Source organism: Streptomyces sp. NPDC006624, assembly GCF_040611555.1.
Taxonomy (GTDB): Bacteria; Actinomycetota; Actinomycetes; order Streptomycetales; family Streptomycetaceae; genus Streptomyces.
On sequence record NZ_JBEXOM010000010.1, the window covers coordinates 186,561 to 208,002 of the forward strand.

Here is a 21,442-nt window from a genome sequence, read left to right on the forward strand (position 1 = left end):
GGCTTCGTACCCCCGTGGTAATTTCCGAATTCGGGCACGCAGCGGCCTGTTCGGCACCGTAATCGACCCTAAGCTGCCGCCCATGTGTGGAATCGTGGGTTACGTGGGGCCGCAGTCGGCGCTCGAGGTCGTGATGGCCGGGCTGAAGCGGCTGGAGTACCGGGGGTACGACTCGGCGGGCGTCGCCGTGCTGGCCGACGGCGGGCTGGCCGCGGCGAAGAAGGCCGGCAAGCTGCTGAACCTGGAGAGGGAGCTGGACGGCAGGCCGCTGCCGACGGGCACGACGGGCATCGGCCACACCCGGTGGGCCACGCACGGCGGCCCGACCGACGCCAACGCCCACCCGCACCTCGACAACGCGGGGCGCGTCGCGGTCGTCCACAACGGCATCATCGAGAACTTCGCCCTGCTGCGGGCCGAGTTGGAGGAGCGCGGGCACACGCTGTCCTCCGAGACGGACACCGAGGTCGTGGCGCATCTGCTCGCCGAGGAGTTCTCCTCCTGCGCGGACCTCGCCGAGGCGATGCGCCTGGTGTGCCGGCGGCTGGAGGGCGCCTTCACGCTGGTCGCGGTGCACGCCGACGAGCCGGACGTGGTGGTCGGCGCCCGGCGGAACTCGCCGCTGGTGGTCGGGGTCGGCGAGGGCGAGTCCTTCCTCGCCTCGGACGTCGCCGCGTTCATCGAGCACACCCGGTCGGCGATCGAGCTGGGGCAGGACCAGGTCGTGGAGCTGCGCCGGGACGGCGTGGTGGTGACGGGCTTCGACGGCCGCCCGGCCGACGTGCGTTCGTACCACGTCGACTGGGACGCCTCGGCCGCGGAGAAGGGCGGCTACGACTACTTCATGCTCAAGGAGATCGCCGAGCAGCCCAAGGCGGTCGCCGACACCCTGCTGGGCCGGATCGACGGCTCGGGGTCGCTGACCCTGGACGAGGTGCGGATCCCGCCGCGGGTGCTGCGGGAGATCGACAAGGTCGTCATCGTCGCCTGCGGCACGGCCTTCCACGCCGGGATGATCGCCAAGTACGCCATCGAGCACTGGACGCGGCTCCCGTGCGAGGTGGAGCTGGCCAGCGAGTTCCGCTACCGGGACCCGATCCTGGACGCGCAGACGCTGGTCATCGCCATCTCCCAGTCCGGCGAGACCATGGACACCCTCATGGCGCTGCGGCACGCCCGCGAGCAGGGCTCCAGGGTGCTGGCGATCTGCAACACCAACGGCTCGACGATCCCCCGCGAGTCGGACGCGGTGCTGTACACGCACGCCGGTCCGGAGGTGGCCGTCGCCTCGACGAAGGCGTTCCTCACCCAGCTCGTGGCCTGCTACCTGGTCGCCCTGTACCTGGGGCAGGTCCGGGGCACCAAGTGGGGTGACGAGATCCGGGCGGTGATCCGCGACCTGTCGTCGGTCTCCGGCGCGGTGGAGCGGGTGCTGGGGACGATGGAGCCGGTGCGGGAGCTGGCGCGCACCCTGGCCTCGAAGAACACGGTGCTGTTCCTCGGGCGGCACGTCGGCTACCCGGTGGCCCTGGAGGGTGCGCTCAAGCTCAAGGAGCTGGCCTACATGCACGCCGAGGGGTTCGCGGCCGGGGAGCTGAAGCACGGGCCGATCGCGCTGATCGAGGAGGACCTGCCGGTCGTCGTGGTCGTGCCGTCGCCGCGGGGGCGGTCGGTGCTGTACGACAAGATCGTGTCGAACATCCAGGAGATCCGGGCGCGCGGGGCGCGGACCATCGTCATCGCCGAGGAGGGCGACGAGGAGGTGGTGCCCTACGCGGACCACCTGATCCGGGTGCCGGTGACGCCGACCCTGCTGCAGCCGCTGGTGGCCACGGTGCCGCTGCAGGTGTTCGCGTGCGAGCTGGCGACCGCCCGGGGCAACGAGGTGGACCAGCCGCGGAACCTGGCGAAGTCGGTGACGGTGGAGTGAGCGCGCGGGGCGGACGTTGACGGTCCCCTCGGCCTTGACGTGCACGATCGCCCTGCCGCAGTCCTGCGGAGCGGCGGCGGCCGTGCCGACGGTGGCGACGGTGCCGGCGGTGGCGACGGTGCCGGTGACGGCCGTGGCGACGAGCGCTGTCGATGTGACCGCGGTCCCCAGCGACTTGGACCTCGTGGTCTGTGTTGCTCCCGTTTTGTGCGATGCCGTTCGCTCATCGCGGCCATCGCGAACTCTTCAGCGGTGATTTGGTAGTTGTGCTCCGAGGGTGCCGTCCCGAGCCGGGACCGCCGGTCCGGCCGCCGGGCGCGGGGCGGGAGCGAGCGCGGGTCCCCGGGGTCCGTCCGCGCGCGGCCGCGCACCTGCGAGACATCGGCCCCGGGGTCCTGCGGGGACGGCCCGGCGCCACCGTAGGGTGCTGGGCATGAGCATCATCGGGGTCGGGATCGACGTCGCCGCGATCGACCGGTTCGCGGCGTCCTTGGAGCGCACGCCCGCGCTGGCCGAACGGCTTTTCCTGGAGCGGGAGTTGCTGCTGCCCAGCGGGGACCGGCGGGGTGTCGCCTCACTGGCCGCGCGGTTCGCCGCCAAGGAGGCGCTGGCGAAGGCGCTCGGCGCTCCGCCCGGGCTGCTGTGGACCGACGCGGAGGTGTGCGTCGAGGCCAGCGGGCAGCCCCGGCTGCGGGTGACCGGGACCGTGGCCGCGCGCGCCGCCGAACTGGGGGTGCGGTCCTGGCACGTGTCCCTCAGTCATGACGCCGGGGTGGCGTCGGCCGTCGTCATCGCCGAGGGGTGAGGCGGGGCGGTGCTCTCAGGACATCGCCCACAGGAGCGTGACGGTGCCGCAGAATCCCGCCGCGCCGAGCGCCATGCCCGTCGCCGCCGTCCACAGCCGGCCGGTGCCCTTGCGGGCGTAGTGCACGCCCGTCGCGCCGAACGTGACGGCCAGCGCCCCGGTCAGCACCGACCAGGGGATGAGGAACGCCCCGGCGCACACGACGGAGAGCGCGCCGAGGACGAGGGCGGTGGGGCCGAGTGCGGTGGCGGGCGCGTCGGCCGCCGTGGAGCCGGTGGATCCGGCCATGTGAGGCCTCCCCTGGTGAAGGCCGCCGGTGAGCGGCCTGGGTGAGCGACTCTGGTTGCAGGGCTCGTACGGACGATTCCGTTTTTGAACGGGTTCAAATCCTTGGTCGAGCATAGCGGACTTCCGGGAGGACCGGGCATGGTCATGGTGAAAGGCGTCGACACGCGCGGTGGGCAGCACTGCGAGACGACGGCCCTGGGCGTGCTGCTGCGGCACGAGGGCGTCGACCTGTCCGAGCCGATGCTCTTCGGCCTCGGCTCCGGCCTGTCCTTCGTCTACTGGGACAGCAAGAACATGGACGTCCCGTTCCTCGGAGGGCGGGTCAAGCCCTTCGAGCTGACCAGGAACCTGGCCGGCCGGCTCGGGCTGGAACTCGCGGTGCGGGAGACCGCGTCCGCCCGCAGGGGATGGCAGGACGTGACGGCGGCCGTCGACGCCGGACGCCCCGTCGGGCTGCAGCTCGACAGCTACCACCTGGACTACTTCACCTCGAAGGTGCACTTCGGCGGGCATGTCGTCGCCCTGTACGGCTACGACGAGCGCGACGCCTACCTCGTGGACACCGAACAACAGGGCGGCGCCGTGTCCACCGCTCTGGACTCCCTCGCCCGGGCCAGGGCGGCGCGCGGGCCGATGACCGCCAGGCACCGGTCCTTCACCCTCACCGCTGCGCGGACCCCGCCCGCCCCGCGCGACCGGATCGTCCCCGCCGTCACCGCCTGCGCGGACGCCTTCCTCCACCCGCCCATCGCCAACCTCGGCCACCGGGGCATCGAGAAGGCCGCGAAGCTCGTGCCCCGCTGGCTGGAGCGCGTCGAGGACCCGCGGCGCGATCTGCCGCAGGCCGCGCTCCTGATGGAGAAGGCCGGCACCGGCGGAGCCCTGTTCCGCAACCTCTACCGCGACTTCCTCGCCGAGTGCGCCCAGTGGCTCGACAGCGGCCCGCTGCGGACCGGCCACCGGCTGTACACCGAGGCGGCCGCGCTGTGGACGGAGGTCGCCGCGCTGCTCACGGCGGCCGGCGAGTCGGGCGACGGGGAGCGCCTCGTGCGCGCCGGTGCCGTCCTGGCCGACATCGCGCGCGTCGAGCGCGAGGCCATGGGGGCGCTGAGCCGCCTGCGCGCGTGAGCCCCCGCCGCTGACGGACGGGGGCCGGTGGCGGGCGGGGGCCGGTGGCGGGCGGGGGCCGGTGACGGGGCGCCGGTCAGCAGATCGTCTGGCTGGTGTTCACCCGGGTGATGTTGCGGAAGGTGGTGTTCTCGCCGCAAGGGCTCTCCCTGATGGCCGCGTTGGCGACCGTCAGGTTCTGGATGGTGATGTCCTTGTTGTTGGGGAACTCCGAGCGGGCCGCCAGGCGCAGTTCGCCGCCGCCGGTGATGGTGCCGCTCTGGGTCGCGAGGCTGACGTTGTAGCAGTTCTCGATCAGCACCGAGTTGTTGCCGGTGTTCGAGAGCGTCACCTTGTCGATGACGGCGCCGCCGCTCTCGGAGACGCAGAACACCCCGCGCCCGCCACCGCGCGCGATGACCTCGCCGACGCGGATGTTGGTGGGGTAGGCGCTGCCGACCCGGCCGTTGCGGTTGGCCATGCGGAAGGCGGCGTAACCGGTGCCGGTGCCCGCGTTCTCGGCGTCGACCTTGGTGACGTTCGCGTTGACGGTCTGGTTGAGCAGCAGGCCCGACTCGCCGACGTTGCGGGCGGTGACCGTGCCGATGGTGAGGCCGTCGACGCCGTAGGTCTCGACGGCGTGGCTGGACGCGCCGGAGACGTAGACGTCGTCGATGCGGACGTTGCGCGTCCACTGGCTGGTGTCGCCGCGGTTGTCGATCCGGACGCCCAGACCGCCGGACAGGCGCATGTCGATCTGCCCGAGCACCACGTTCTGGACGTTGCGCAGGAAGACGCCGTAGAGCGGGGTGCCGGTCAGCTTGAGGTTCTGGACCTCGACGTCACGGGTGCCCCGGGAGTAGACCGGCGCCTGGTCGCCCGAGCCGCTGCCGGTGACGTTGATCGTGCCGCAGACGTCGAGGACGGTGTAGCTCGGCAGGGAGATGCGCGAGCCGGCCGGGATCGAACCGGAGCCGCGGACCACGACCCGTTCCTTCGAGGTGCGCCCGGCGGTGAGGCTGTTGACGGCCGCCTGGACCGCGGCACGCATGTCGGTGCCGGTGTGGACGGTGCTTCCGCCGCGCCGGGCGGTCCAGGTGCTGCCGCTCTGCACGGCCTCGGCGTGGAAGGAGCCGTCGCCGCAGGCCTGGGCGCGGGAGGGGGCGGCGGTGGCGGGGGCGGTGCTCAGGGTGCCGGCGGCGGTGAGCAGGGCGGTGGCACCGGCAGCGGCTAAGAATGCGGCTCTGCGTCCCATGAGGGCCTCGGTTTCGTCGAACGTGGGGGTGTGTGCAAGCGCTTTCTGCGCGCCGGGAGTCTGGCAAAGCGGCGGCGGAGCGTCAATGGCCGCGACACGGTTCGCAGGGGCGCGTGATGCGGGGGAGTGGCCGCGTGGCCGTACGGGAAACTCGACCGCATGCGACGTGCGTACAGCGTGGAGACGGTCAGGACCGCCGAACGACGGCTCATGGCGCGGCTGCCGGAGGGGGCGCTGATGCAGCGCGCCGCCGCCGGACTCGCCGCGGCCTGCGCGGATCTGCTCGGACGGGTCTACGGCAGCCGCATCGTGCTGCTGGTCGGCAGCGGCGACAACGGGGGTGACGCGCTGTTCGCCGGGGCCCGGCTGGCCCGGCGGGGGGCCGGGGTCACGGCGGTGCTGCTGACGCCGGAGAGGGCTCACACGGCGGGTCTGACCGCGCTGCGGCGGGCCGGGGGGCGGGTGGTGCCGGTCGGCGAGGACTCCGGTGACCGCGCCGGCACGGGTGGCGCCGAGGAACTGGTCGAGCGGGCCGATCTCGTCGTGGACGGGATCGTGGGGATCGGCGGCAAGGGCGGACTGCGGCCGGAGGCCGTGCCGCTGGCCGCCGCGGCCGGCCGGTCGCGCGGCGCCGTGGTGGCCGTCGACCTGCCGAGCGGGGTCGACGCCGACACGGGCGAGGTGCGGGGCGTGGCGATGCGGGCCGATCTGACGGTCACCTTCGGAACGCACAAGCCGGGCCTGCTCGTCGACCCCGCCCGGGAGTACGCCGGGTCCGTGCGGCTGGTCGGCATCGGTCTCGAACTGCCGGACGAGCCGGAGCTGGAGGCGTTGCAGCACGCCGACGTGGAGCGGCTGCTGCCGGTGCCGCGGGCGGAGAGCGACAAGTACCGGCGGGGCGTCGTCGGGATCGCCGCCGGGTCGGCGCGCTACCCGGGTGCCGCGGTGCTGGCCGTCGCCGGAGCCCTGCGGGGCGGCGCCGGGGCCGTGCGGTACGTCGGGCCGGCCGCCGAGGCGGTCATCGCGCGGTTCCCCGAGACGCTCGTGTCGGACCGGGGACCGAAGCGGGCCGGGCGGGTGCAGGCCTGGGTCGTCGGACCGGGGGCCGGCGACGACGCCGCGACCGTGGCGGAGGTGCTGGCGGCGGACGTGCCGGTGCTGGTCGACGCGGACGGGCTGCGGCTGGCCGACGCGGACGCGGTCCGGGGACGGCGGGCCCCGACCCTGATGACCCCGCACGCGGGAGAGGCGGCGGCCCTGCTCGGCGTGGAGCGGACGGAGGTCGAGGGCGCCCGGCTGGCGGCCGTGCGGGAGCTGGCGGCGCGGTACGGGGCGACGGTGCTGCTGAAGGGCTCGACGACGCTGGTGGCCGACGCGGGAGGCGGAGCGGTCCGGGTGAACCCGACCGGGACGGGCTGGCTGGCCACGGCGGGAAGCGGGGACGTGCTCTCGGGACTCGCGGGGTCGCTGCTGGCGGCGGGACTGTCCGCGCTGGACGCGGGCAGCGCGGGGGCGTACGTGCACGGGCTGGCCGGAAGGCTGGCGGCGGCCGGGGCACCGGCGGGCGCGCACGACGTGGCCTCGGCGATCCCGGAGGCCTGGCGGAACGTCCTGGGTGAGGGGTGAGGGGTGAGGGGTGAGGGGTGAGGGGCGAGGGGTGTCGGGTGAGGGCTGAGGCGGGCCTCTGCGGAGGGAAACGGCGACCGCACGCCGTCCCTCCTGCACGCCGTCCGGGGGACCCCGGCCGCGCGGCGTCCTCGTCGGGTGCCGCCCGGGCGCTTCTCTGGCCCGTATGACCCCCAGACGTACCGCCGGTCGTGCCGTCGCCCTGCTGCTCGCCGCTGTCGCCGTGCTGCCCGGGGGTGTCGCGAGCGCCGCTCCCGTGCCGCCCGCGCCCGGGCCGCCGGCCGAGCTCGTGCCCGGTGTGGCGCCCGGGCCCGCGCAGCCCTGGTCGCTCGACACGCCCGACCAGGCGCTGCCGCCCGTGGTGTACACGCCGTCCGCCGGTGAGGACGCCGTCGAGCCGCGCAGGGCGGTGGCGGGGACGTACGCGCTCGTCGAGTACGTGCCGTTGGGGGAGGCGGTCGCGCAGGTGAGCTGCACCGCCAAGACGGGGCCGTACCAGCGGCAGGTCGAGCGGTGGCTCGGGCTGCGGGTGGACGGCAGGCAGTCCGCGGCCGACTGCCGGGCCGTCCGGGCGTTCCAGGTGAGGCAGGGCATCAAGCCGGCCATCGGGTTCGCCGGGCCGGTCACGTGGTCGCGGATGCGCTACCTGTCCGCGCGGCGGAACCCGAACGCGGCCGGGAAGTGCCCGCTGCGGACCCACCCCGTGGTCTGCGTCGACCTCGACCGGCAGCTGATGTGGGTGCAGAAGGGCAGGGCCGTCGTGTACGGGACGGTGCCGATCCGCAGCGGGCGGGCCGGGTACCGGACCCGGGCCGGCTGGCACCGGATCTACTGGCGGCACAAGAACCACTGGTCGACGCTGTACAACACGCCGATGCCGTACGCGCAGTTCTTCAACGGCGGGCAGGCATTCCACGGCGTCTACGGCAGTCTGCACACGGGCGCGGGCTCGATGGGCTGCGTGAATCTCACCGTGGCGGACGCGAGGCGGCTGTGGGGCGTGCTGAAGAAGGGGGACTGGGTGTTCGTGTGGGGGCGGCGGCCGGGGACCTAGGCGGTCCTCCCGGGGGGTGCCGCGGGGCTCGTGGGGCCGCTGCCGCCGGGCTGTCGGGGGCCTCTGAGACACTGGGCGCGATGAGCGAGAGAACAGCCCTCCGGACCGCACCCCTGCGGGCCCGCGCCGAGATCGACCTGGCCGCCCTGCGGTCCAATGTGCGGGCCCTGCGCGCCCATGCCCCGGGCGCGGCCGTGATGGCCGTGGTGAAGTCCGAGGCGTACGGCCACGGCGCGGTGCCGTGCGCCCGTGCCGCCGTCGCCGCGGGGGCGAGCTGGCTGGGCACGGCGACCCCGGAGGAGGCCCTGGCCCTGCGGGCCGCCGGGCTGCCGGGCCGCATCATGTGCTGGCTGTGGACGCCGGGCGGGCCCTGGCGCGAGGCCGTCGAGGCGGACCTGGACGTGTCCGTCAGCGGGATGTGGGCGCTCAGGGAGCTCGTGGCGGCGGCCCGGCTCGCGGACCGCCCCGCGCGGGTGCAGCTCAAGGCGGACACCGGGCTCGGGCGCAACGGCTGCCAGCCCGGCGCGGACTGGTCCGAGCTCGTACGGGAGGCCCTGCGCGCCGAGGCCGAGGGCCTGCTGCGCGTCACCGGGCTGTGGTCGCACTTCGCCTGCGCCGACGAGCCCGGCCATCCCTCTGTCGCCGCCCAGCTGCGGCTGTTCCGGGAGATGGTCGCCGACGCCGAGCGGCAGGGCGTGCGGCCCGAGGTCCGGCACATCGCCAACTCGCCGGCCACGCTCACCCTGCCCGAGAGCCACTTCGACCTGGTCCGCACGGGCATCGCCACCTACGGCATCTCCCCGAGCCCCGAGCTCGGCACCCCGGCCGACTTCGGACTGCGGCCCGTGATGACGCTCTCCGCCTCGATGGCCCTGGTCAAGCACGTCCCGGGCGGGCACGGCGTGAGCTACGGCCACGGGTACGTGACCCCCGGCGCGACCACCCTCGGGCTCGTCCCGCTCGGGTACGCGGACGGCATCCCGCGGCACGCCTCCTCGGCCGGGCCGGTCCTGATCGAGGGCAAGTGGCGGACGATCGCGGGACGGGTCGCCATGGACCAGTTCGTGGTGGACCTGGGCGGGGACGAGCCCGCACCGGGAGCCGAGGCGGTCCTCTTCGGCCCGGGGGACCGCGGGGAGCCCACCGCCGAGGACTGGGCGCAGGCGGCCGGAACCATCGCCTACGAGATCGTGACCCGGATCGGAACGCGTGTTCCGCGCGTCTATGTGCATGAGGACCAGGACGGGTAACCCGCACAGAGGACCGGTCACGCGGGAAACAGCGGGCCCAGTGGCACCAGGAACACCACCCGACCAGCGACAGTCACCGATCGGCAGCCCGGCGAGGAGGAGCGGTACGTGAGCGAGAGCAGTGCGGAGGTCGTCGCGGACGTCGCCTCGGCGGCCGTCGCGGCCTCCGCCGCGGGGGCGGCGGGGGGCTGGCGCCGGGCGACCGGCATCGCCGGGGTGGCGATAGGCGTGGTGGCCGCGGGCGCGGCCGCCGGTGTCGCCCTGGAGCGGATGACGGTCGGCCGCGGCATACGCCAGAAGGCCCGCCTCGCCCTGGACTCCGCGGGACCCTACGGGGCGCTGCGCGGCATGCCCGGCAAGGCGATCGCCGAGGACGGCACCGAGCTGTACTACGAGGTCGACGAGGTCGACCCGGAGACCGTCCCGGCCACGGGGCCGCGCCGCCGCAGGCTCTTCGGCCGCAAGTCCCCGGCCCCCGTCACGGTCGTCTTCAGCCACGGCTACTGCCTCAGCCAGGACTCCTGGCACTTCCAGCGGGCCGCCCTGCGCGGCGTCGTACGGACCGTGCACTGGGACCAGCGCAGCCACGGCCGCTCCGGCCGGGGCGTGGCGCAGAACCGGGACGACCAGCCGGTCACCATCGAGCAGCTCGGCAGCGACCTGAAGGCCGTCATCGACGCCACCGTGCCGGAGGGGCCGATCGTCCTCGTCGGGCACTCCATGGGCGGCATGACGGTGATGGCGCTGGCCGACCAGTACCCGGAGCTGATCCGCGAGCGGGTCGTCGGGGTCGCCTTCGTCGGCACGTCGTCGGGGCGGCTCGGCGAGGTCAACTACGGGCTGCCGGTCGCCGGCGTCAACGCGGTGCGGCGGGTGCTGCCCGGGGTGCTGAAGGTGATGGGGCAGCGGGCCGAGCTGGTGGAGAAGGGGCGCCGGGCCACCGCGGACCTGTTCGCCGGGGTCATCAAGCGCTACTCGTTCGCGACCCGGGACGTCGACCCGGCCATCGCCCGGTTCGCCGAGCGGATGATCGAGAGCACGCCGATCGACGTGGTCGCCGAGTACTACCCGGCGTTCCACGACCACGACAAGACCGAGGCGCTCGCCCACTTCGCGGACATGCCGGTGCTCGTCCTGGCCGGGGTGAACGACCTCGTCACGCCCAGTGAGCACAGCGAGGCGATCGCCGACGTGCTGCCGGAGGCGGAGCTGGTGCTCGTGCCGGACGCCGGGCACCTGGTGATGCTGGAACACCCGGAAGTGGTCACCGACCGCCTCGCCGACCTGCTCACCCGCACGGGTGCCGTGCCCGCAGGGGCTACCGTGAAGGGCTATGGAAGCACCAGCACCGCACAACCCGGCTGAGCCCGGATCCGTACAGATCGTCGTCACGTCCCCCGAGCAGATGCGGGAGCTGGGCCGCCGGCTCGCGAAACTGCTGCGGGCGGGCGACCTGGTGATGCTGAGCGGGGAGCTCGGGGCGGGCAAGACGACGCTGACCCGTGGACTGGGCGAGGGGCTCGGCGTGCGCGGGGCCGTCACCTCGCCGACCTTCGTGATCGCCCGGGTGCACCCCTCCCTGGGTGACGGACCCCCGCTCGTCCACGTCGACGCCTACCGGCTCTCCGGCGGGCTGGACGAGATGGAGGACCTCGACCTCGACGTGTCGCTGCCCGACTCCGTGGTCGTCGTGGAGTGGGGCGAGGGCAAGGTCGAGGAGCTGACCGAGGACCGGCTCCAGGTCGTGATCCACCGGGCGGTGGGCGACACGACCGACGAGGTCCGGCAGCTGACGATCACCGGTGTGGGTGACCGCTGGGCCGCGGCCGACCTGACCGTGCTCGCCGCGTAGACGTGCCGGCGGGAGCCCGTCGTGCGGTGATGTGATGAACGTTCCGACAAGACGTCGGCAAGATGTTGCGTTCGGCGTCTTGTCCGTGGTCACATGGTATCCAGTCCGTGGTTAGGTCTACCTAACCACGTCCGCCCCCGGCCTTCAGGAGGCGTCCATGCCGGCTACAGAGAGCAAGGGGCTTCCGCCGTTCGCGGTCGCCGGGGTGTCCATGCGGGACCTGCTGGCGGCGGGCGAGGCCGCGGCTCTGATCTCCACGCCGCCGCGCGCCCCCGAGCCGGAGCGCTCGGGACCCGGGATCTCGGGGCCGGACCTCTCCGGGCCGGACCTCTCCGGGCCGGTGAGGGATCACCGGGAAGCGGCTTAGACGCCTGGAGGGCCGGGCCGCCGTCCGTCCGTTCCTCATCTAGCGGACGACGACCACCTTCCGGCCGATCGTCGCGAACGTCCACATCGCCGCGCCGTCCGCGCGGGACTCCCGGATGCCGCCCGTGCGGACCCGGGGGTCCGGCGCGGCCTTCGACTCGTCCACGGCCGCGCTGAAACCGACGACCACGCCGTCCACGCTGGTGAAACGCACGACGTGCTCGACGGGGATGCCGTCGGAGCCGGTGACGGCGTTCGAGCGGGACGTCACGGCGTAACTGCCCGGGGCCGGGTCCACCGCGCTCGGGGCGACCTCGAAGGTGCGGGCGACCTTGCCGTTGGCGCCGACCAGCCACACCCGGTCGCCACGCAGGGAGTACACGACCCGCGCGCCCTTCCCGGAGCCGTCCGGCAGCGCGGTGGGGTCCCTCCTGGCCGGCGGCGCCTCGGAGCTGCCGACCGCCGGTGAGGCACCCGCCCGCGCCCCGCCCGGACCGGACGGGAGGGCCTCCGCGGCCTGATGGGCGAGGTAGCCGACCGTCGCGAGGGCCGCGGCGGTGAGCCCGGCCACGATTCCCGAGCTGCTGACTGCCACCGGCGGCCACCTCCGCGTACGTCCCTTGCTGTGTCTGTCCAGTTACGTTAGGTGACGGTAGCAGCAGGTGACGACCCGGCAGGCCGGGCCGGGCCGCGCCGGGGCGGGGCGGTGCCAGGCGTACGGCCGTTCGGGGGCCGGGGGCCGGGGGCCGGGGGTGCGGCGGGGCTGTGCCGGGGGCTGGCCTGGGAGGGGGCCGGGGGTCCGGGTGTCCGGGTGGGTGTTCGGTTGTTCCGGGTGGCCGCCGCTCCCGCGGCGCGGGGCGTGCGCTTTCGCGCGGCCGGCCGCTGGGGGCCGCTGCGGGGTGCCGGTAGACCGGATGTCGGGTTGGGCTCCGGTGGGGGCCGGGCTTGGCGGTCGCCGCATCGCCGCGTCGGGGCGGACCGGGCGCACGCGGGTCCTGCGGCGCGGTGGGGCGTGCGGGGCTTGGCCTGGGACGGTGCCGGGTGTCCGGGGATCTCTGTGGCATGGGGCGTGCGCTCTCCCGAGCGGGGCCGCTCGGGAGAGTCGGCAGGCCGGCCACCGGATGCGGCTCCGGTGGCCGGCCTGAGCTCGGAGCCGCCGTTTCGGGGACGTCCGAGGGGCCACCCGAGCCGGGGCGCAGCGGTGCTGGTGCCGAGGGCCGGGCGTTGCCGTGGTGCGGGGCCTGCGCTCTCGTGAGCTGGGCCGGTCGGCGGAGTCGGCAGGCCGGCCGTCGGGTGCGGCTCCGGGGCGGGGCGTCGGTCGTCCCCGCACTTGGGTTCGCGGCGTTCTCGCCGGTGCCGTGCGGTTCGGGTGGGTGGATGGGCGTACGTCCGACAGCGGCCCACGGGAGCCGTAGGCTGTTTGCGTGCTCTTGCTCGCTCTGGATACCGCCACGCCCGCTGTCACCGTCGCGTTGCACGACGGCGAGGACGTCATCGCCTCGTCGAGTCAGGTCGACGCGCGGCGGCACGGGGAACTGCTGCTGCCGGCGATCGACCGGGTGCTCGCCGACGCCGGTCTGAAGCTCGACGCCGTCACGGGGATCGTCGCCGGGATCGGCCCCGGCCCCTACACCGGGCTGCGGGTCGGCCTGATGACCGCGGAGACCTTCGGGCTCGCGCTGGGCGTCCCCGTGCACGGGGTGTGCACGCTGGACGGCCTCGCCCGGGCCGCCGACATCGAGGGCCCGTTCGTCGTCGCGACCGACGCCCGCCGCAAGGAGGTGTACTGGGCCCGCTACGCCGACTCCCGCACCCGTCTCACCGACCCGGCCGTCGACCGCCCCGCCGCCATCGCCGAGCAGGTCAAGGGCCTGCCCGCGGTCGGCGCGGGCGCGCTGCTGTACCCCGACACCTTCCCCCAGGCGCACGAACCCGAGCACGTGTCCGCCGCCGCCCTGGCCCGGCTGGCCGCCGAGCGGCTGGCGGCGGGCGAGGAACTGCCCGCGCCCCGGCCGCTGTACCTGCGCCGCCCCGACGCCCAGGTCCCCAAGAACTACAAGGTGGTCACCCCCAAGTGACCGAACCCGTGACGTGCGCGCTGCGCGAGATGCGCTGGTGGGACATCGACCCCGTGCTGGAGCTGGAGCGGAACCTCTTCCCCGACGACGCCTGGTCGCGGGGCATGTTCTGGTCCGAACTGGCCCACGCGCGCGGCCCCGAGGCCAACCGGCGGTACGTGGTCGCCGAGAGCGGTTCCCGGATCGTCGGGTACGCCGGGCTGGTCACCACCGGTGAGCAGGCCGACGTGCAGACCATCGCCGTCGCCCGCGAACTGTGGGGCACCGGCCTCGGCGGACGGCTGCTGGCCGAGCTGCTGCGGGCCGCGACCGCCTTCGAGTGCGCCGAGGTGATGCTCGAGTGCCGCGTGGACAACGTCCGCGCGCAGAAGCTCTACGAGCGCTTCGGCTTTGAACCCATCGGGGTGCGGCGCGGGTACTACCAGCCGGGGAACGTCGACGCCCTGGTGATGCGCCTGACCGCTCCCGAGAACTCCGTACAAGGAACCGAGATCAATGGCTGACGAACCTCTGGTCCTGGGGATCGAGACCTCTTGCGACGAGACCGGTGTCGGCATCGTCCGCGGCACGACCCTGCTGGCCGACGCGGTCGCCTCCAGCGTCGACGAGCACGCCCGTTTCGGCGGCGTCGTCCCGGAGGTCGCGAGCCGCGCCCACCTGGAGGCGATGGTCCCCACCATCGAGCGCGCGCTGAAGGAGGCGGGCGTCAGCGCCCGCGACCTCGACGGCATCGCCGTCACGGCCGGTCCCGGACTCGCCGGTGCCCTGCTGGTCGGCGTCTCCGCGGCGAAGGCGTACGCCTACGCGCTCGGCAAGCCCCTCTACGGCGTGAACCACCTCGCCTCGCACATCTGCGTGGACCAGCTGGAGCACGGCCCGCTGCCCGAGCCGACGATGGCGCTGCTGGTCTCCGGCGGCCACTCCTCGCTGCTGCTGTCCTCGGACATCACCTCCGACGTCCGCCCGATGGGCGCGACCATCGACGACGCGGCCGGCGAGGCCTTCGACAAGATCGCCCGGGTGCTGAACCTCGGCTTCCCCGGCGGCCCGGTCATCGACCGGTACGCCAAGGAGGGCGACCCGAACGCCATCGCGTTCCCGCGCGGCCTGACCGGCCCGCGCGACCCGGCCTACGACTTCTCCTTCTCGGGGCTGAAGACGGCCGTGGCCCGCTGGATCGAGGCCAGGCGGGCGGCGGGCGAGGAGGTCCCGGTGCGCGACGTCTCGGCCTCCTTCCAGGAGGCGGTCGTGGACGTGCTGACCCGCAAGGCCGTCCGGGCCTGCAAGGACGAGGGCGTCGACCACCTGATGATCGGCGGCGGCGTGGCCGCCAACTCCCGCCTGCGCGCCCTCGCCCAGGAGCGCTGCGAGGCGGCCGGGATCCGGCTGCGGGTGCCGCGGCCCAAGCTGTGCACGGACAACGGCGCGATGGTCGCCGCGCTCGGCGCCGAGATGGTCGCGCGGGGCCGGGCCGCGTCGAGCTGGGACCTGTCGGCGGACTCCTCGCTGCCGGTGACCGAGCCGCACGTCCCGGGCCCCGACCCCGACCACGACCACGACCACGTGCACGAGGTCAGCAAGGAGAACCTCTACTCGTGACGGTCGCGTTGATGTGGGAGGCGCGGGCGGTGCCCGGTCGGGGAGCGGACCTGCTGGCCTGGGCGCGGGCGCAGGACCTCCCCCGCGCGCCCCTGCGCCGCGAGACCCTGCGCGCCCCTCAGGACCGGGTCCTCGTCATCACCTGGTGGGACGCTCCGTACGACGCCGAGCTGCCCGAACTCCCGGAGCCGGACGGGGAGCTGGTCACGCGGGCCGTGCACCGCTGGCGCTTCGAGTCGGTGGCCGACGGCTGACCGCAGGTGTCCCGGGCGCCCGGTCCGGGCCGGCGCGCGGGGAGCCGCGGTCACGGGCCGGCGCGCGGGGAGCCGCGGTCACGGGCCGGCGCGCGGGGAGCCGCGGTCACGGGCCGGCGCGCGGGGTATCACCGCACCGCCGACACCTCCGTCTCGCAGTGCAGCCGGCGGTCGGTCCCCGGGTACCGGACCGGGCCGGTGAGGGTGAGGTGGGCCGTGTGGCGCACGTCCGTGCTGGACGCCGCCAGCCGGAGCTCCAGGGCGCCCGGTTCGACCACCCTGCGCCCCTGGCGGTCGGTGAAGGCCGAGAGGTCGGGGTGGAAGCGGAACGTCACCCGGGCCGCCTCGCCCGCGGCCAGCTCCACCCGCCGGTAGCCGATCAGCCGCACGTCCGGCCGGGTCACCGACGCCACCGGGTCGTGCAGGTACAGCTGCACCACCTCCGCGCCCTCGCGCCCGCCGGTGTTGCGGACGGTCACCGACAGGTCGTACGACTCGTCCGTGCCCAGCTCGGCCGGCCCGGTCGCGGAGCCGTCCTCCCAGGTGAACGTCGTGTACGAGCGGCCGTGGCCGAAGGGGTGCAGCGGGGTCGGGTCGAGGTTGCTGACCTCGCCCGCCAGGCCCAGGGGCGGCTGGAGGTAGGTCCAGGGCTGGCCGCCGGGCACCCGGGGGACGCTCACGGGGAGACGGCCCGACGGGTTCACGCGGCCCGACAGCACGCCCGCGACCGCCGGGCCGCCCTCCTCCCCCGGGAAGAAGGCCTGGACGACGGCACCCAGCCGGCCGTCCCACCGGCCGAGCGCGTAGGGGCGGCCGGTCAGCAGCACCAGCACCACGGGGACGCCCGTGGCGACCAGCGCGTCCAGCAGGTCGCCCTGGACCCCGGGCAGCGCGAGGTCCGTGGCGTCGCAGCCCTCGCCGGAGGTGCCGCGGCCGAACAGGCCCGCCCGGTCGCCGAGCACCGCCACGCACACGTCCGCCTCGGCCGCGCGGGCGACGGCCTCCTCGAAGCCCTCCGCGCCGGGGTCGGTCACGTCGCAGCCCTGCGCGAACGTCACCTTGGCGTCGGGGAGTTCGGTGCGCAGCGCGTCGAGGACGGTCGGGATCTCGATGCCGGCCGGCACCCCGGGGTGGTGGGTGAGGACATGGGACGGGAAGGAGTAGCAGCCGAGCATGGCCAGGGCGTCGGCCGCCCGGGGGCCGACGACCGCGATCCGGGTGTCGGGGGCCAGCGGCAGCAGGCCGTCGGGGTTGTCGAGGAGCACCACCGACTCCTCGGCCAGGCGGCGGGCCAGGATCCGGTTGGCCGTCGAATCGAGGCTGATCGAGGCGGCCGGCTCGGGGGTCCAGTCCTCGTCGAGCAGGCCGAGTTCGCATTTCTGCAGCAGCACGCGGCGGGCCGCCCGGTCCACGAGCTCCTCGGGGACGCGGCCGGAGCGGACCGCGTCCAGCAGGGGGCGCCCGTAGCACTTGAGGGTGGGCAGTTCGACGTCGATACCGGCGGTGAGCGCCGCGTGCGCCGCCTCGGCCGGGGTGGCGGCGACACGGTGGAGGGTCTGCAGGAAGGCGATGCCGAAGTAGTCGGCGACGACCGTGCCGGTGAAGCCCCACTCCTCGCGCAGCAGCCGGGTCAGCAGCTCCGGGTCGGCCGAGGCCGGGACGCCGTCCGTCTCGGTGTACGCGGCCATCACCGAGCGGGGCCGGCCCTCGCGCACGGCCATCTCGAAGGGCGGGAGCGTGACGTCCGCGAACTCGCGGACGCCGGCCCGTACCGGGGCCAGGTTGCGGGCGCCGGCCGAGGAGGCGTACCCGGCGAAGTGCTTGAGCGTGGCGACGACTCCGGCGGCCTCCAGGCCGCGCACGTACGCCGTGCCGATCGTGCCGACCAGGTACGGGTCCTCGCCGATCGTCTCCTCCACGCGGCCCCAGCGGGGGTCGCGCACGACGTCCAGGACGGGGGCGAGGCCCTGGTGCACACCGGCCGAACGCAGGTCGCCCCCGATGCGCCGGGCCATCTCCTCCACCAGCGGCGGGTCCCAGGTCGCGCCCCAGGCCAGCGGGACCGGGTAGGCCGTGGCCTGCCAGGCGGTGAAGCCGGCCAGGCACTCCTCGTGGGCGATCGCCGGGATGCCGAACCGGCCCGCCTCGGTGATGCGGCGCTGGGCGCGGGCGAGGGCCTGTGCGCCGAGCGCCGGGTCGACGGGGGCGGTGCCGAAGGAGCGGGTGAGCTGGCCGAGACCGTGGGTGATCAGCTCGTCCCAGTCGTAGTCGACGGTCATGTCGTGCTGGTGCGGGGCGACTCCGTCGCCGTCCGTCGAGGCACCCACCCACACGCCGTACAGCTGGGCGGTCTTCTCCTCCAGGGTCATCCGGGAGAGCAGGTCGTCGACGCGGGCGGCGGCGGGCACGGCGGGGTCACGCCAGGGCGCGGTGGTCATGAAGCTCCTGTCGGGTGGACGGACGGCCCTCTCACGAGCGGTGCTCACGAGTGCGCGAGCGGTGCCTGACCATCGCTTCCCGCACCCGCTCCAGCGAATCCAGCGAATGTTTCGACATGGACATCGAATGTTCCGGGAACCTATGGCGCCACGAGGACTTCGTCAAGGGGGCCCGCAGGGATACGATCGCCGCCATGACTTCCCCGGAGCCCGTTGAAAGCCGGACACAAATCCGGACGCAGGGGCGCACCGCGCAGACCGCCACGCTCGCCGAGATCGCCCGAGAGGCCGGTGTCTCGGCACCGACTGTTTCGAAGGTGCTCAACGGCCGCGCCGACGTGGCCCCGGCCACGCGCGCCCGGGTCGAGGGGCTGCTGCGCGCGCACGGCTACCGGCGCCGGCGTGCCGAGGCGACCCGCTCGCCGCTGATCGACCTGGTCTTCCACGAGCTGGAGAGCGCCTGGGCGATGGAGGTCATCCGGGGCGTGGAGAACGTGGCCCGGGACGCGGGCCTGAGCGTGGTGCTGTCGGAGAGCGCGGGGCGGCTCACGCCCGGGCGGACCTGGGCCGACCAGGTCGCCGCGCGCCGCCCGCACGGCGTGGTGCTGGTGCTGTCCGGGCTCGACGAGTCGCAGCGGGCGCTGCTGACCAGCCGTTCCATCCCGTTCGTGGTGATGGACCCGGCCGGCGACCCCGGCGCCGACGTACCGTCGATCGGCGCGACCAACTGGCAGGGCGGGCTCGCGGCCACGAGGCACCTGGTCGATCTGGGCCACCGCAGGATCGGGGCGATCAGCGGGCCGTCGCAGATGATGTGCAGCCGTGCCCGCGTCGACGGCTACCGGGCCGCGCTGGAGACGGCCGGGCTGCCCGTGGACCCCTCGCTGATCGCGGGCGGCGACTTCCACCACGAGGCCGGCTACCGGCGGGGCCTGGAACTGCTGCGCCGCCCCGACCGGCCGACCGCGATCTTCGCCGGGAACGACCTGCAGGCGCTCGGGCTGTACGAGGCCGCGCGCGAGCTGGGCCTGCGCATCCCCGAGGACCTGAGCGTGGTCGGCTTCGACGACCTGCCGGTGGCCCCCCTGGTCGGCCCGCCGCTGACCACCGTCCGGCAGCCGCTGACGGAGATGGCCGAGGCGGCGGCGAAGCTCGTCCTCGACCTCGGGCGCGGCGACGACATCCCGGCGGCGACCCGCGTGGAGCTGGCGACGAGCCTGGTGGTGCGCAGCAGCACGGCGGCGCCACCGGCGGCGGCACCGGCGTAAGGCCGGTTGAAGTATTGACTGGTGCGGCGGGCGCCCGCACACTGCGCCGAAGTCAATCGGTCACACCTTCGAAACTTTCGGACTCCCTCTGCAGGTGAGAGCGCCGCGATCGGGGTCGCCCTCCTCCGCGCCGACCGGGGCGCTCGGGGCTCGGACGAACCGGCCAGGGGCGCTTGCGACTTGGGCGTTCGGGGCGGGGCGGCGGATCCGGCAGACCCGGAGCGCCGGCCGCACCCCGTCGGGGGCGGCGGTCAGTTGGGTGGACGCCTCGTGCAACGGGTCGGCGCCGGACGGCGGTTCGGTGCCGCCGGGGCGCAACCCCTCGTGGAGCGGGAGCAGTCCGGTGCCTGTGGTGGCTCTGTGGTGGCCCTGAGGTGGGCCGGGGCCCGCGAAGTCTGAGAATTTCCGAAGAAAACGCGTCCTGCATCCCCTGCCCGTCATAATTCGGACTTACGTTCCTGTGTTGTGACGGGACATGACTCTGGGACGGGCCAGGACGCGAGCGGCTCGACGCGCGAGGCCGGCGAGGACGACGGCATACGCACCGGCCGGCGGTCGATCGCGCTGCGGACCGCCGGCCTCACCCTGGCGGGGCTGCTGGTGCTGGCCGCCGGAGCCGCGGGCTGGGCCTACTGGCACCTCAGCGACAACATCACGAGCGTCGACATCGACCACGCGCTGGGGGACGACCGGCCGCCCAAACCGGTGACCACGCCGTCCACCGCGGCGGAGGTCCTGCCCAGCGAGGCGCTCAACATCCTGGTGCTGGGCTCCGACACGCGCAGCGGCGCCGAGAACCAGCGGCTCGGCGGCGGGGACAGCGACGGCGCCCGCTCCGACACCGCGATGGTCGTCCACCTGGACGCCGGGCGGACCAGCGCGACGGTGGTCAGCATCCCGCGCGACACCCTGGTCACCCGCCCGTCCTGCCCGCTCCCGTCCGGCGGGTCGACGGCGGTCGCCTACAACTCCATGTTCAACAACGCCTACGCGGTGGGCGGTCCGGTCTGCGCGGTGAAGACGGTCGAGGCCATGACCGGCGTCCGCATGGACCACTACATCGAGATCGACTTCTCCGGCTTCGCGAAGCTCGTGGACGCGCTCGGCGGGGTCACCGTCACCACGGACGAGGACATCGCCGACGACGACAGCCATCTGCACCTGGAGGCGGGCACGCACCATCTGGACGGCACCCGGGCGCTGGGCCTGGCCCGCACCCGGCACGGCATCGGCGACGGCAGCGACCTCGGCCGCATCGGTCTGCAGCAGAAACTGGTGAAGGCGCTGCTGGAGCGCATCGCCTCGCAGGATCTGCTCACCGACCCGGCGCAGCTGTACCGCGTCGCGGACGCGGTGACCGCCGGCCTCACCACCGACACCGGCCTGGACTCGCTGAGCGAGCTGACCCGGCTCGGGCAGAGCCTGCAGAACCTGTCGGCGAGCGGGGTCCGCACGGTGACGATGCCCGTGGTCCGGGCGCCCTACGACCCCAACCGGGTGGTCGCGCAGGAGCCGGAGGCGGGGAGGCTGTGGGAGTCGCTGCGCTGACCGTCACCGACGACCGTCCGACTGCCCGCCCGTCTGCCCGCCCGTCTGCCCGTCCGTGCGTCTGCCCGTCCGTCCGTCCGTCCGGAAAAATCTCCGAGGAATTCCGGCGAGCGTGTCGATCCCGCGGTCTGCCGATCGACGCAGGGGTGAGAGCGGGGAAAACCCCCGCCCCGAACCGCAGGAGTCACCATGCCGCGCTTCCTCACCCTGATCCGCATCGACGAGAAGAACGCCCCGGCCGAGGGCCCGAGCCCCGAGCTCATGGAGCGCATGGGCAACCTCCTGGAAGAGATCACCAAGGCCGGGGTCATGCTCGACACGGCCGGGCTGGCCCCGACCTCGGAGGGCTCCCGGGTGACCTGGGAGGGCGGGCGGCTGTCCGTCACCGACGGGCCGTTCACCGAGACCAAGGAGGTCATCGGCGGCTACTCGATCAGCCAGTGCAAGGACAAGGCCGAGGCCATCGAGTGGGCCAAGCGGTTCCTGTCCGTGCACGAGGACTACTGGACGATCACCGCGGAGGTCCGCCAGATCACCGAGGACTGACCGATTCCGCTTGGCGGGGCGGTGCGGCGGGTGTCTGATGGTGGGTTGTGACACGACAGCCCTCCACCGGACAGGCCGGCACCCCCCGCGCCCTCGGGCGGGGCGGTGCCGCCGGCTCCGGGCGGGGGCGGGACGGCACCCCGTCCGCCCCCGGACCGGGCGACACCACGGGGACGCC

20 protein-coding genes are annotated in these 21,442 nt (G+C 74.2%); 16 read left to right on the forward strand and 4 right to left on the reverse strand.

Features of this window, described 5'->3' with window-relative positions:
- The first annotated feature begins 82 nt into the window (after window positions 1–82).
- Together glmS and ABZY20_RS20570 are read left to right on the forward strand one after the other, a co-directional pair.
- Window positions 83–1,930: a glutamine--fructose-6-phosphate transaminase (isomerizing) gene (gene glmS, locus ABZY20_RS20565; protein ID WP_356442921.1), complete on the forward strand. Its 1,848-nt coding sequence runs from the start codon at window positions 83–85 to the stop codon at window positions 1,928–1,930.
- A gap of 433 nt (window positions 1,931–2,363) precedes the next feature.
- Window positions 2,364–2,735, forward strand: coding sequence for a holo-ACP synthase (locus tag ABZY20_RS20570; protein WP_356442922.1), 372 nt, complete (start codon window positions 2,364–2,366; stop codon window positions 2,733–2,735).
- A gap of 15 nt (window positions 2,736–2,750) precedes the next feature.
- Here the strand turns inward: ABZY20_RS20570 and ABZY20_RS20575 are convergent, their stop codons facing one another.
- Entirely contained in the window at window positions 2,751–3,023 is a 273-nt protein-coding gene (locus ABZY20_RS20575; protein WP_356442923.1) for a hypothetical protein, read from the reverse strand.
- A 138-nt stretch (window positions 3,024–3,161) separates the two neighbouring features.
- Between ABZY20_RS20575 and ABZY20_RS20580 the strand changes: the two genes are divergently transcribed.
- Entirely contained in the window at window positions 3,162–4,151 is a 990-nt protein-coding gene (locus ABZY20_RS20580) for a BtrH N-terminal domain-containing protein (RefSeq protein WP_356442924.1), read from the forward strand.
- A gap of 76 nt (window positions 4,152–4,227) precedes the next feature.
- On the opposite strand, the gene ABZY20_RS20585 is transcribed toward ABZY20_RS20580, so the two are convergent.
- Entirely contained in the window at window positions 4,228–5,385 is a 1,158-nt protein-coding gene (locus tag ABZY20_RS20585) for a hypothetical protein (RefSeq protein WP_356442925.1), read from the reverse strand.
- Window positions 5,386–5,544: 159 nt separating this feature from the next.
- Between ABZY20_RS20585 and ABZY20_RS20590 the strand changes: the two genes are divergently transcribed.
- The 6 genes from ABZY20_RS20590 to ABZY20_RS20615 all read left to right on the forward strand — a co-directional run bounded on the left by ABZY20_RS20590 (window position 5,545) and on the right by ABZY20_RS20615 (window position 11,534).
- Entirely contained in the window at window positions 5,545–7,011 is a 1,467-nt protein-coding gene (locus ABZY20_RS20590) for an NAD(P)H-hydrate dehydratase (protein ID WP_356442926.1), read from the forward strand.
- Window positions 7,012–7,177: 166 nt separating this feature from the next.
- Window positions 7,178–8,065 carry a L,D-transpeptidase family protein gene (locus tag ABZY20_RS20595; RefSeq protein ID WP_356442927.1) on the forward strand — a complete coding sequence of 296 codons (888 nt, stop codon included), beginning with the start codon at window positions 7,178–7,180 and terminating at the stop codon, window positions 8,063–8,065.
- Between the two features lie 80 nt (window positions 8,066–8,145).
- Window positions 8,146–9,315 carry an alanine racemase gene (gene alr, locus ABZY20_RS20600; RefSeq protein WP_356442928.1) on the forward strand — a complete coding sequence of 390 codons (1,170 nt, stop codon included), beginning with the start codon at window positions 8,146–8,148 and terminating at the stop codon, window positions 9,313–9,315.
- 108 nt (window positions 9,316–9,423) lie between these two features.
- The gene (locus tag ABZY20_RS20605; protein ID WP_356442929.1) at window positions 9,424–10,680 is read left to right on the forward strand and encodes an alpha/beta hydrolase; all 1,257 of its coding nucleotides are present in this window, start codon (window positions 9,424–9,426) and stop codon (window positions 10,678–10,680) included.
- Window positions 10,649–11,167, forward strand: a complete 519-nt coding sequence (tsaE, locus tag ABZY20_RS20610; RefSeq protein WP_356442930.1) for a tRNA (adenosine(37)-N6)-threonylcarbamoyltransferase complex ATPase subunit type 1 TsaE — start codon at window positions 10,649–10,651, stop codon at window positions 11,165–11,167. The genes ABZY20_RS20605 and tsaE overlap by 32 nt, the downstream gene beginning before the upstream one ends.
- Window positions 11,168–11,324: 157 nt before the next feature.
- Window positions 11,325–11,534 carry a hypothetical protein gene (locus ABZY20_RS20615; protein ID WP_356442931.1) on the forward strand — a complete coding sequence of 70 codons (210 nt, stop codon included), beginning with the start codon at window positions 11,325–11,327 and terminating at the stop codon, window positions 11,532–11,534.
- A gap of 39 nt (window positions 11,535–11,573) precedes the next feature.
- On the opposite strand, the gene ABZY20_RS20620 is transcribed toward ABZY20_RS20615, so the two are convergent.
- On the reverse strand, window positions 11,574–12,128 hold the full coding sequence (locus tag ABZY20_RS20620) for a hypothetical protein (RefSeq protein WP_356442932.1): 555 nt from the start codon (window positions 12,126–12,128) through the stop codon (window positions 11,574–11,576).
- 829 nt (window positions 12,129–12,957) lie between these two features.
- Here ABZY20_RS20620 and tsaB point away from each other — a divergent pair.
- From tsaB to ABZY20_RS20640, 4 genes are read left to right on the forward strand one after another with little or no spacing between them, the layout of a single operon-like run.
- Entirely contained in the window at window positions 12,958–13,611 is a 654-nt protein-coding gene (tsaB, locus tag ABZY20_RS20625) for a tRNA (adenosine(37)-N6)-threonylcarbamoyltransferase complex dimerization subunit type 1 TsaB (RefSeq protein ID WP_356442933.1), read from the forward strand.
- The gene (gene rimI, locus ABZY20_RS20630; RefSeq protein WP_356442934.1) at window positions 13,608–14,114 is read left to right on the forward strand and encodes a ribosomal protein S18-alanine N-acetyltransferase; all 507 of its coding nucleotides are present in this window, start codon (window positions 13,608–13,610) and stop codon (window positions 14,112–14,114) included. Before tsaB ends, rimI begins: the two co-directional genes overlap by 4 nt.
- Window positions 14,107–15,210, forward strand: coding sequence for a tRNA (adenosine(37)-N6)-threonylcarbamoyltransferase complex transferase subunit TsaD (tsaD, locus tag ABZY20_RS20635; RefSeq protein ID WP_356442935.1), 1,104 nt, complete (start codon window positions 14,107–14,109; stop codon window positions 15,208–15,210). Before rimI ends, tsaD begins: the two co-directional genes overlap by 8 nt.
- Window positions 15,207–15,464 (forward strand): hypothetical protein, encoded by a 258-nt coding sequence (locus ABZY20_RS20640; RefSeq protein WP_356442936.1) that lies wholly within the window; start codon window positions 15,207–15,209, stop codon window positions 15,462–15,464. Before tsaD ends, ABZY20_RS20640 begins: the two co-directional genes overlap by 4 nt.
- Before the next feature lie 128 nt (window positions 15,465–15,592).
- Here ABZY20_RS20640 and ABZY20_RS20645 read toward each other — a convergent pair whose 3' ends face one another.
- Complete coding sequence (locus ABZY20_RS20645; protein ID WP_356442937.1) at window positions 15,593–17,902, reverse strand: glycoside hydrolase family 3 N-terminal domain-containing protein; 2,310 nt, start codon at window positions 17,900–17,902, stop codon at window positions 15,593–15,595.
- 194 nt (window positions 17,903–18,096) lie between these two features.
- On the opposite strand from ABZY20_RS20645, the gene ABZY20_RS20650 reads away from it, so the two are divergent.
- From ABZY20_RS20650 to ABZY20_RS20660, 3 genes are all read left to right on the forward strand, one after another.
- Window positions 18,097–19,170 (forward strand): LacI family DNA-binding transcriptional regulator, encoded by a 1,074-nt coding sequence (locus tag ABZY20_RS20650; RefSeq protein ID WP_356442938.1) that lies wholly within the window; start codon window positions 18,097–18,099, stop codon window positions 19,168–19,170.
- 537 nt (window positions 19,171–19,707) lie between these two features.
- Window positions 19,708–20,718, forward strand: coding sequence for an LCP family protein (locus ABZY20_RS20655; protein WP_356443012.1), 1,011 nt, complete (start codon window positions 19,708–19,710; stop codon window positions 20,716–20,718).
- Window positions 20,719–20,907: 189 nt separating this feature from the next.
- A complete protein-coding gene (locus tag ABZY20_RS20660) occupies window positions 20,908–21,264 on the forward strand; it encodes a YciI family protein (protein WP_356442939.1) in 357 nt (118 codons plus the stop codon).
- Window positions 21,265–21,442 lie beyond the last annotated feature (178 nt).

Bases quoted from the DNA above. Each gene is read 5' to 3' on its own strand.
- alr (WP_356442928.1), top strand. From the start codon at position 8,146: ATGAGCGAGAGAACAGCCCTCCGGACCGCACCCCTGCGGGCCCGCGCC.
- ABZY20_RS20615 (WP_356442931.1), top strand. From the start codon at position 11,325: ATGCCGGCTACAGAGAGCAAGGGGCTTCCGCCGTTCGCGGTCGCCGGG.
- tsaE (WP_356442930.1), top strand. From the start codon at position 10,649: ATGGAAGCACCAGCACCGCACAACCCGGCTGAGCCCGGATCCGTACAG.
- ABZY20_RS20580 (WP_356442924.1), top strand. From the start codon at position 3,162: ATGGTCATGGTGAAAGGCGTCGACACGCGCGGTGGGCAGCACTGCGAG.
- ABZY20_RS20595 (WP_356442927.1), top strand. From the start codon at position 7,178: ATGACCCCCAGACGTACCGCCGGTCGTGCCGTCGCCCTGCTGCTCGCC.
- tsaD (WP_356442935.1), top strand. From the start codon at position 14,107: ATGGCTGACGAACCTCTGGTCCTGGGGATCGAGACCTCTTGCGACGAG.
- ABZY20_RS20585 (WP_356442925.1), bottom strand. From the start codon at position 5,385: ATGGGACGCAGAGCCGCATTCTTAGCCGCTGCCGGTGCCACCGCCCTG.
- ABZY20_RS20645 (WP_356442937.1), bottom strand. From the start codon at position 17,902: ATGACCACCGCGCCCTGGCGTGACCCCGCCGTGCCCGCCGCCGCCCGC.
- ABZY20_RS20575 (WP_356442923.1), bottom strand. From the start codon at position 3,023: ATGGCCGGATCCACCGGCTCCACGGCGGCCGACGCGCCCGCCACCGCA.
- ABZY20_RS20570 (WP_356442922.1), top strand. From the start codon at position 2,364: ATGAGCATCATCGGGGTCGGGATCGACGTCGCCGCGATCGACCGGTTC.
- ABZY20_RS20660 (WP_356442939.1), top strand. From the start codon at position 20,908: ATGCCGCGCTTCCTCACCCTGATCCGCATCGACGAGAAGAACGCCCCG.
- ABZY20_RS20590 (WP_356442926.1), top strand. From the start codon at position 5,545: ATGCGACGTGCGTACAGCGTGGAGACGGTCAGGACCGCCGAACGACGG.
- ABZY20_RS20650 (WP_356442938.1), top strand. From the start codon at position 18,097: ATGACTTCCCCGGAGCCCGTTGAAAGCCGGACACAAATCCGGACGCAG.
- glmS (WP_356442921.1), top strand. From the start codon at position 83: ATGTGTGGAATCGTGGGTTACGTGGGGCCGCAGTCGGCGCTCGAGGTC.